Origin of the sequence: Roseateles sp. (assembly GCF_031397715.1) — a bacterium.
Classification (GTDB): Bacteria; Pseudomonadota; Gammaproteobacteria; order Burkholderiales; family Burkholderiaceae_C; genus Paucibacter_A.
In genome coordinates this window covers 1-8073 of the sequence record NZ_JANNMI010000293.1, presented here as the reverse complement: position 1 = coordinate 8073, position 8073 = coordinate 1, and the positions used below count along the sequence as shown (strand labels likewise).

Sequence of the window (8073 nt, the reverse complement as noted above, 5' to 3'; positions counted from 1 at the left end):
GCCGGCGGCACGCCGTTCTTCATCGCTGCGTTCTCGGCCGGCAGACCGAATGCATCCCAGCCCATCGGCATCAGGACATTGAAGCCCTTCATGCGCAGCTGGCGGGCCAGCATGTCGTTGATCGTGTAGTTGCGCACATGGCCCATATGCAGCTTGCCGCTGGGGTAGGGCAGCATCGAGCAGGCGTAGAACTTGGGCTTGGTTTGATCCTCGCTGACGCGGTAGGCGTCACGGGAATTCCAGTATTGCCGGGCAGCGGCTTCGATCTCGTTAGGTGCGTACTTTTCGTTCATACGCAAATTGTAGGTGCAGGCTTGTCAGCGCCCGCCAACAGCTACTGCGGTGCTTCGGTGACGAAGGCAATCCGGCTCAGGCCGGCCGACTGCACCCAGCCTATCAACTCGGCGACTTGGCCGTAGGGCACGAGCTTATCGGCACGCAACTGCACCTCAAGTTCGGCGTTAGCACGGCCCAGCTCGGTGATCCGTTGCTGGAACTGCGGCGTCGACAGCTTTTCTTCGCCCAGATAGAGTCCGCCGTCCGGCGCCAAGGACACAGCGATGAATTTCGGCGCATCGGAGGGCGTCGCCGCCTCGCTCTGAGGCAGATCCAGCCGTAGCGAGGAGCTCATCAGCGGTGCGGCGATCATGAAGATCACCAACAGCACCAGCATGACGTCGATCAGCGGCGTCATATTGATCTCGCCCATCGGTTTGGGGCGCTCGGTGCGCTCAAGTCGGCCGAATGCCATCGCTTACTCCGCGGGCCGGTCCTGATCCAACATCTCGCGCAGGTCGTGCGCAAAGCCTTCCAGCTCGGCCTCGCAGTCACCAACCTGCTTGCCGAAGATGTTGTAGGCCAAGACGGCCGGAATCGCCACCGCCAAACCGGCCGCGGTCATGATCAAGGCCTCGCCGACCGGGCCGGAGATTTTCTCGATCGTGATGTTGCCGCCGGCCGAGATGCTGACCAGGGCGTGATAGATGCCCCAGACGGTGCCAAACAGGCCGACAAAGGGCGAGACGCTGCCGATCGAGGCCAGCAGCACCTGGCCGAACTGCAGCCGCGCCAGCACGCGGTGCAAGGCGTCGCGCAGGCGGCGGGTCAAGCGCGACTCGCGTTTTCCGGCGCCTTCCAGCGTGCCGGTCTGGGCGGCGGCCGTGGCGGCGTCCAGCAAAGGCAGCAAGACGGCTTCCTCATCAAATGCTTCCAAGGCGGCCCGGCCGCTGGCCAAGTCGGTGGCTGCCCAAAAGGCCGGCACCGCCTGGGCCATGCCTTGGCGCGTTCGGCGCAAGGTCCAGCTCTTCCAGAAAATCACCACCCAGGCGCTGACCGACATCAACAGCAAGATCAGCGCCACCGCGCGGCCGACGCCGTCGCTCTGGCTCCAGAACTCGCTGAAGCCGCCCATGCCGGTCATGCTGGCAACCCCAGCACATCGCCCATGTCGTAGAGCCCGGCCGGCCGGTCGGCCAGGAAGCGTGCGGCGCGCAAACTTCCCTGGGCATAGGTGACGCGGCTGCTGGATTTGTGGCTGATCTCGATGCGCTCGCCGGTGCCGGCAAACAGGACGGTGTGGTCGCCGACGATATCGCCGCCGCGGATGGTGGCAAAGCCTATCGTTGACGGGTCGCGTGCGCCCGTGACACCTTCGCGGCCATAGATGGCGCAGGCTTTCAGGTCACGGCCCAAGGCGTTGGCGACGACTTCGCCCATTTGCAGCGCGGTGCCGCTGGGCGCATCGACCTTGTGGCGGTGATGGGCCTCGATGATCTCGATGTCATAGCCTTCGTTGAGCGAGCGGGCCGCCAAGTCCAGCAAACGCAACACGACGTTGACGCCGACGCTCATATTGGGCGCCATCATGATGGCGATATGGCGGGCATGCTCGCCGATCAAGGCTTTCTGCGCGGCATCAAAGCCGGTGGTGCCGATGACGACCTTGACGCCCAACTCGCGGCAGACTGCCAAATGCGCCATGCTGGCCTCGGGGCGGGTGAAGTCGATCAGCACATCAGCGCCGCGCAGCGCTTGCTGCAGATCGGCCGTCACCAGCACGTCACTGGCCTTGCCCACAAAGGCACCGGCGTCCTGCCCAATCATGGGGCTGTCCGCCCTGACCAAGGCGCCGTGCAAATGGCAGTCGGCGCTGCCCACCACCGCTTCAATCAGCATCCGGCCCATGCGGCCGGAACAACCGGCGATGGCGATGCGCAAACTCATTTCGGTGCTTCCAGCGGCGGAAAGCTGCGCTGCGCACCAATGGTTTCGGCCGCCGGCGCGGGCGGTTTGGGCGGCACCGGCAGGGCCTTGCGCTCCACCTCGGTCAGCGCCAATTTGGGCGTCTCGCCACGCAGCTCGCGGGTGTTGATGGCGGTCACGAACTCGTTCTCCGACGGCAGATCCGGGGGCAGGTCGAGTTGCTTCAAGACGTCGCCGTCAAACCAGGCCACCACTTGGCGCTGTTGCGACGTTATCCCTTGACGCCGGATCGTGAACATATAGTCCCAGCGATCCTCATGGAAGATGTCGGTCAAGAGCGGCGTGCCCAGCAGGTCCCGCACCTGCGCCCGGCTCATGCCCGGCTTGACCTTGGCGACCTGCTCGGTGGTCAAGACATTGCCTTGTACGACGTCGACCCGGTAGGGCCGCACCAAGCCCAGCACCTTGTCACCCGACACCGAGGGCATGTAGGAGCAAGCGCTCAGTAAGCCGGTCAGGGCAAGGGTCAGCGCGGGCAGACCCAGATGAATTGACGAGGCATTTCTAAAATTCGGGCGCATGAGGAGATTCTGTAAAGGCTGGGTCTGCTCAAGGAAGCCGGAGCTGGCTATGATCGGCACATTCTAGCGGCAGGCCCATGGGGGGCGACGCCCACCCCATCCAGTCATGAATCGCAGCGAAGAAATCAAGAACAGCGGCCTCAAGGCGACGTTGCCGCGCATCAAGATTCTCGAAATCTTTCAGAAGACCGCACAGCGCCACATGACGGCCGAAGATGTTTACAAGGCCTTGCTGACCGAGGACGCCGATATCGGCTTGGCCACCGTCTACCGCGTGCTGACGCAGTTTGAGCAGGCCGGCCTGCTGTCACGCAATCATTTCGAGTCGGGCAAGTCGGTGTTCGAGCTTAACCAGGGCCATCACCACGACCATTTGGTCTGCCTGACCTGCGGGCGCGTGGAGGAGTTCTTCGACGCGGAAATCGAGGAGCGCCAGCATTCGATTGCGCGTTCGCGCGGTTTTGAGCTGCAAGAGCATTCGCTGGCGCTGTACGCCGCCTGCGTCAAGACGGACTGCCCGCACCGCAGCAGCTAGTTTTGGCTAGGACGGTCAGGCCGGTTGGCTTCACGCCGGCGCGTGCTGGCCTTTTGCGGGGAACCGTGAAATGTCAGCTCTCGTCGAGTTGGCCCTGTTCAATCGCGCGCTGATGGCGTTCGACGAACTCCCGGTAGGTGTCGATGCCGCGCAGCTGTAACACCGTGTTGCGCACTGCCGCCTCGACCAGCACGGCCAGATTGCGCCCCGCGTCGACGGCGATGATGACCTTGCGCACCGGCGTGCTCATCACATCTTCGTACAGCGGCTCGTAGGGCAGGCGCTCAAAGTCGCGCTCCATCGTTTCCTTGCGCACCAGGTGGACGATCAGCTTCAGGCGCATCTTGCGGCGCACCGCGGTTTCACCAAAGATGGCCTTGATGTCGAGCAGGCCGATGCCGCGTACCTCCAACAGATTCAAGAGCAGTTCAGGGCAGCGGCCCTCGATGGCGGTCTGCGAGATGCGGAACAGATCGACCGCGTCATCCGCCACCAGGCCATGGCCGCGCGAAATCAGCTCCAGGCCGAGCTCGCTTTTGCCTAGGCCGGATTCGCCGGTCAGCAGTACGCCCAGGCCCAGAATGTCCATGAAGACGCCGTGGCGGGTGGTGCGGTTGGCAAATAAATGGGCCAAATAGGCACGCACCACGTCGATCACATGGCCGGCTGGCTCGGCGGTGACGAACATCGGGATCTCGGCTCGGTCGCACATCGCCACCAAGCGATCCGGCGGCACCTGGTCATCAGCGACGATGATGACGGGCGGCTCCAGCGTGACGATGCGGGAAATCCGCCGATCCAGCACCTCGCCGGTGGCCTCGCTTAAATAGGCGACCTCGCGGCGTCCGACGATCTGCACCCGGTAGGGGTGGATGTAATTGAGGTAACCGACCAGATCGGCAGCCGATTGGGCGTCTCGCACCGCGGCTTCATCGAAGCGGCGTTCGGGGTGCGCATGGCCGGCAATCCATTCCCACCGCAGCGCCCCCCGATGTTCTTCAAAAAGTCGATCGGCACTGATGGAGGTAGGTTTCACTGAGGAATTTGCCGGTTTTTGGCTTGATCAGGCCACCGATTTTAGGGGTTCCCATGCGGCGATCAAACCGTGCAATGTGGCCGCGTCGGTATCGACTTTGAGACGTTCTCGCAACTCTCTGTCGGACAGCATTTCTGCGATTTCCGACAAAATTTCCAGGTGTCGCTGGGTTGCCGCTTCGGGCACCAGCAAGAAGATCAACAGGTTGACTGGCTCGTCGTCGGGCGCGTCGAAACCGATCGCCTGCTGTATACGCAGCACCGCCGCGAGTGGATTTTTCAGCCCTTTGATGCGACCGTGAGGAATAGCCACGCCGTGGCCGAGGCCGGTCGAACCTAGCCGCTCACGCGCAAACAGGTTGTCGGTAACCAAGGCACGCGAGATCGCATGATGGTTCTCGAACAGCAAGCCGGCTTGTTCAAAAACACGCTTCTTGCTGGAAGCGTCCACATTTACCAGCACATTGCTGGACGGGAGGATGGCTGCGAGACGGTTCATGGTGTCAAGCGCTGATTCGGGCAGATGCCTTAGGCTGGGCGCTTATTCAATATCTAAGCGCTGAATTATAGAAAACTAGCAGAGCGATGGGGCCTTGGTCGGCAAGCTCGGGTGAACAATCGCACAGATCGCTGCTGCACAGCAACATATTTTTGTAAATAGCGAAAGTTCACAAGGTCCGCCGCTTGCAGGCAGCAAAAAGGCGACCCGCGGATCGCCTTGCTGAGAGCCAAACAAATCGCTTGGCCAAGGCGCCTGGATTTAGGAATCAGCCCCGGGGGCTGAAGTTGCCAGACGCTTAGCGGAAACGTGGTGGTGATCTTGCAGCTTGTCCTTGTGGCGGCAGACCTGCCTATCCAACTTGTCCATCAATTGATCAATGGCGGCATACAGATCTTCGGCGGATTGTTCAACGAAGATGTCGCGTCCCTTCACATGTACGGTGACTTCGGCCTTTTGCCGACGTTCTTTTTCCTTTTGCTTCTCCACCGTGAGCAAGACGTTGATGTCAACGACTTGGTCAAAATGGCGGGTCACTCGGTCAAGCTTTGTGAGTACATACTCACGCAGAGACGGTGTTACTTCCAAATGGTGGCCACTGATTGTCAGGTTCATAAAGCCTCCTTTCACAAGGGGAGTCGAGAAGACAGAGAGAAGAAAAATACAAAGAACGAGTGGAGATATTGCTGGGTCGCTTTGGCTGGTTTTGGTAGTGAATCGGCAAATCCAGTTTGCACCGGATAGACGTTCGTGACAAGAGCTTTACAGTTTTTGGAAGGGTCATAGTCCATCCAGATTCCTCGCTACTTGACTTTTTGCACACTTAAATGCGTGCGGCGCGTCTCTTGGGGATCGGCCGGTCAGTGATAATTGAAACCCCATAGCCTCGGAGCCAGTTCTTGGACAGCGACCACCCTAGGTGACCGTCCGCCCCATCGCCGATCGGCCCCTGCGTCGATGGTCCGGAGTGAGACGGTTGCACCCAATTGCCACTCCCGGACGGCGAGCCCGTCCAGACTCAATGCGGCGCAATGGCGCTGGAGATCTGCATGCTGAATGTTTTCACGCTCGACAACGGCCGCCTGAAGGGGGGGTTGTTCCAAGAAGAAATTGAATCCGCCGAGGATTTAGCGCAATCGCGCCCGGTTTGGGTTGACTTGGAGCTGCCCAGCGCCGAAGAAAAGGGTTGGATCAAGGACCGCTTCGGTTTGACCATCCCCGAGGACATCGTCGACGACGACTTGGAGGAGTCGGCGCGTTTTTACGAAGAAGACAACGGCGAGCTGCATATCCGCTCCGACTTCTTGATCGACGACGACGCCAACACCCGCAATGTGCGCGTCGCCTTCATCCTCTACAACAATGTGCTGTTCTCGATCCATAACGAAGACCTGCCGGTGTTCCGCCTGTTGCGCCTGCGCGCACGGCGCATCCCGGCCTTGATCGAGGACGCCAAGGATGTGCTGCTCAAGCTCTATGACGCCGATGCCGAGTATTCGGCCGACATTCTGGAAGGCATCTACGACAAGCTGGAAACCGTCAGCGCCAGAGTGCTGAAGAAAGACGTCAATGACGCCGAGGCCGGCGAGGTGTTGTCGGCGATCGCGCGCGAAGAAGACATGAACGGCCGCATCCGCCGCAATGTGATGGACACGCGGCGTGCCTTGAGCTTCATGATGCGCAGCCGGATGCTGAATGCCGAGCAGTTCGAGGAGTCGCGGCAGATTCTGCGCGACATCGATTCGCTCGACTCGCACACCGCCTTCTTGTTCGACAAGATCAACTTCTTGATGGACGCGACGGTCGGTTTCATCAATATCACCCAGAACAAGATCATCAAGATCTTCTCGGTGGCCAGCGTCGCGCTGCTGCCGCAGACGCTGATCGCCAGCGTCTACGGCATGAATTTCAATTACATGCCCGAGCTGGACTACAGCTGGGGCTACCCGTTCGCGCTCGGCCTGATGGCCGCCTCGGTGGCGGCGCCGTTTATCTACTTCCGCCGCAAGGGCTGGTTGCGTTGATAGCCACTTGCCGGGGCTTCAGACCCTGAGCCGGCGTTTGATCAAACGCAGCAGGCCGCCCAGCAAGGGCAGTTTTTCGTAGAACTCTTCGGCCGCGTCCCAGTAGTCGCGGTGATAAGTGATGCGCCCGTCAGGCCCAAAGCGCAGATGGCTGCTGCCGTGAATGTGGCGGGCTTGCGGCTGACCCTTCAAGCGGAAATTGAAGTCCCAGGTCAGAAAACACTGTTCGCCCTGCACCAAGGCGTCCAGCACCACAAAACGCGGCTCATCGAGTGACGCGAACATATGGGCAAAGATGCGCTGCACGCCGATCAAGTCGCGCACTTCGTTGAAGGGGTCTTTGAAGAAGGCCTGTTCGGTGTAGCGCCTGCCCATCCATTCCACATCGCTTGCCGCTAGGTGTTCGAAGAAATGGATCGCTGCCCCAGCGCGCGGGTCGGCATGTGTGCTCGTCATGAATTCGTCAACTTCTTGATCAGGGCAAAGTAGGGGCCATGGCCGAGCAGGCTCAAAGCCTTCAGCCACAGCGTGAATCGTTTGGGAAAATGGATTTCGAACTTGCCTTGTTGCCAGCCCTTGATGATGGCCGCGGCGGCCGCCTCGGGGCTGATCAAGGCCGGCATTTTGAAGTCGTTTTGCGCCGTCAAGGGCGTTTCGACAAAGCCAGGGTGGATCACCGAGACGCCGATGCCCTCGCCGGACAAGTCCAAATAAAGCGCCTCGGCCAAATGGCTCAAGGCCGCTTTCGACGGGCCGTAAGCGAGTGACTTGGGCAGGCCGCGAAAGCCGGCCACGCTGGACACCAAGCTGATGTGGCCTGCGCAGCCTTGGTGCGTCTGCAGCAAGAGCTGGGGCAGCAAGGCATCAAGCAGGTTCAGTGCCCCCCCATAGTTGACATCGATATGCCGCTTGGCCTCGACCAGCGAAAACTGTTGCGCCCGCATCGCCTGGTAGTAGCCGGCGCAATAAATCGTCAGGTCGATGCGCCCGTGGCTCTGCACGATGGAGCGACAGGCCTGCTGCAGGGCCGGCGCGTCCAGCACATCAAGCGGCATGGCCACGCTGCCCGGGTGTTCGCTGGCAAACACCTGCAGCAACTCGGCTTGGCGCGCCGACACGACCACCCGCGCGCCGGCCACATGAAGGCTGTGCGCCAAGGCCTGGCCGATGCCGCTGGATGCGCCGACCAGCCACACC

Annotated in this window: 12 protein-coding genes; 2 read left to right on the top strand and 10 right to left on the bottom strand. The window is 61.0% G+C overall.

What is annotated here, in order from left to right; genetic code table 11:
* The 5 genes from RMO57_RS12800 to RMO57_RS12780 form a co-directional block, all read right to left on the bottom strand.
* The coding region (locus RMO57_RS12800) for a class I tRNA ligase family protein (protein WP_310387164.1) at positions 1 to 293 on the bottom strand (293 nt) is incomplete at its 3' end.
* 41 nt (positions 294 to 334) lie between these two features.
* On the bottom strand, positions 335 to 751 hold the full coding sequence (locus RMO57_RS12795) for a biopolymer transporter ExbD (protein WP_310387161.1): 417 nt from the start codon (positions 749 to 751) through the stop codon (positions 335 to 337).
* Between the two features lie 3 nt (positions 752 to 754).
* A complete protein-coding gene (locus tag RMO57_RS12790; RefSeq protein ID WP_310387166.1) occupies positions 755 to 1411 on the bottom strand; it encodes a MotA/TolQ/ExbB proton channel family protein in 657 nt (218 codons plus the stop codon).
* 5 nt (positions 1412 to 1416) lie between these two features.
* Positions 1417 to 2223: a 4-hydroxy-tetrahydrodipicolinate reductase gene (gene dapB, locus RMO57_RS12785; protein WP_310387159.1), complete on the bottom strand. Its 807-nt coding sequence runs from the start codon at positions 2221 to 2223 to the stop codon at positions 1417 to 1419.
* Positions 2220 to 2783 carry an outer membrane protein assembly factor BamE gene (locus RMO57_RS12780; RefSeq protein WP_310387157.1) on the bottom strand — a complete coding sequence of 188 codons (564 nt, stop codon included), beginning with the start codon at positions 2781 to 2783 and terminating at the stop codon, positions 2220 to 2222. The genes dapB and RMO57_RS12780 overlap by 4 nt, the downstream gene beginning before the upstream one ends.
* Positions 2784 to 2889: 106 nt before the next feature.
* Here RMO57_RS12780 and fur point away from each other — a divergent pair, with 106 nt between their 5' ends.
* Positions 2890 to 3318 (top strand): ferric iron uptake transcriptional regulator, encoded by a 429-nt coding sequence (gene fur, locus RMO57_RS12775; protein WP_310387155.1) that lies wholly within the window; start codon positions 2890 to 2892, stop codon positions 3316 to 3318.
* 73 nt (positions 3319 to 3391) lie between these two features.
* Here the strand turns inward: fur and hprK are convergent, their stop codons facing one another.
* From hprK to hpf, 3 genes are all read right to left on the bottom strand, one after another.
* On the bottom strand, positions 3392 to 4354 hold the full coding sequence (gene hprK, locus RMO57_RS12770; RefSeq protein WP_310387153.1) for an HPr(Ser) kinase/phosphatase: 963 nt from the start codon (positions 4352 to 4354) through the stop codon (positions 3392 to 3394).
* 27 nt (positions 4355 to 4381) lie between these two features.
* Positions 4382 to 4852 (bottom strand): PTS sugar transporter subunit IIA, encoded by a 471-nt coding sequence (locus tag RMO57_RS12765; protein ID WP_310387151.1) that lies wholly within the window; start codon positions 4850 to 4852, stop codon positions 4382 to 4384.
* A 261-nt stretch (positions 4853 to 5113) separates the two neighbouring features.
* Positions 5114 to 5467 (bottom strand): ribosome hibernation-promoting factor, HPF/YfiA family, encoded by a 354-nt coding sequence (hpf, locus tag RMO57_RS12760; protein WP_310387150.1) that lies wholly within the window; start codon positions 5465 to 5467, stop codon positions 5114 to 5116.
* 434 nt (positions 5468 to 5901) lie between these two features.
* Between hpf and corA the strand changes: the two genes are divergently transcribed.
* The gene (gene corA, locus RMO57_RS12755; RefSeq protein ID WP_310387149.1) at positions 5902 to 6876 is read left to right on the top strand and encodes a magnesium/cobalt transporter CorA; all 975 of its coding nucleotides are present in this window, start codon (positions 5902 to 5904) and stop codon (positions 6874 to 6876) included.
* Positions 6877 to 6894: 18 nt separating this feature from the next.
* Here corA and RMO57_RS12750 read toward each other — a convergent pair whose 3' ends face one another.
* The gene (locus tag RMO57_RS12750; RefSeq protein WP_310387148.1) at positions 6895 to 7332 is read right to left on the bottom strand and encodes a nuclear transport factor 2 family protein; all 438 of its coding nucleotides are present in this window, start codon (positions 7330 to 7332) and stop codon (positions 6895 to 6897) included.
* Positions 7329 to 8072 (bottom strand): SDR family NAD(P)-dependent oxidoreductase, encoded by a 744-nt coding sequence (locus RMO57_RS12745; RefSeq protein WP_310387146.1) that lies wholly within the window; start codon positions 8070 to 8072, stop codon positions 7329 to 7331. Before RMO57_RS12745 ends, RMO57_RS12750 begins: the two co-directional genes overlap by 4 nt.
* Between the last annotated feature and the right edge of the window lies 1 nt (position 8073).

What these genes read in the sequence shown, in the direction of transcription:
- RMO57_RS12795 (WP_310387161.1), bottom strand. Translation starts at nt 751, where the DNA reads ATGGCATTCGGCCGACTTGAGCGCACCGAGCGCCCCAAACCGATGGGC.
- RMO57_RS12790 (WP_310387166.1), bottom strand. Translation starts at nt 1,411, where the DNA reads ATGGGCGGCTTCAGCGAGTTCTGGAGCCAGAGCGACGGCGTCGGCCGC.
- dapB (WP_310387159.1), bottom strand. Translation starts at nt 2,223, where the DNA reads ATGAGTTTGCGCATCGCCATCGCCGGTTGTTCCGGCCGCATGGGCCGG.
- RMO57_RS12780 (WP_310387157.1), bottom strand. Translation starts at nt 2,783, where the DNA reads ATGCGCCCGAATTTTAGAAATGCCTCGTCAATTCATCTGGGTCTGCCC.
- fur (WP_310387155.1), top strand. Translation starts at nt 2,890, where the DNA reads ATGAATCGCAGCGAAGAAATCAAGAACAGCGGCCTCAAGGCGACGTTG.
- RMO57_RS12765 (WP_310387151.1), bottom strand. Translation starts at nt 4,852, where the DNA reads ATGAACCGTCTCGCAGCCATCCTCCCGTCCAGCAATGTGCTGGTAAAT.
- hpf (WP_310387150.1), bottom strand. Translation starts at nt 5,467, where the DNA reads ATGAACCTGACAATCAGTGGCCACCATTTGGAAGTAACACCGTCTCTG.
- corA (WP_310387149.1), top strand. Translation starts at nt 5,902, where the DNA reads ATGCTGAATGTTTTCACGCTCGACAACGGCCGCCTGAAGGGGGGGTTG.
- RMO57_RS12750 (WP_310387148.1), bottom strand. Translation starts at nt 7,332, where the DNA reads ATGACGAGCACACATGCCGACCCGCGCGCTGGGGCAGCGATCCATTTC.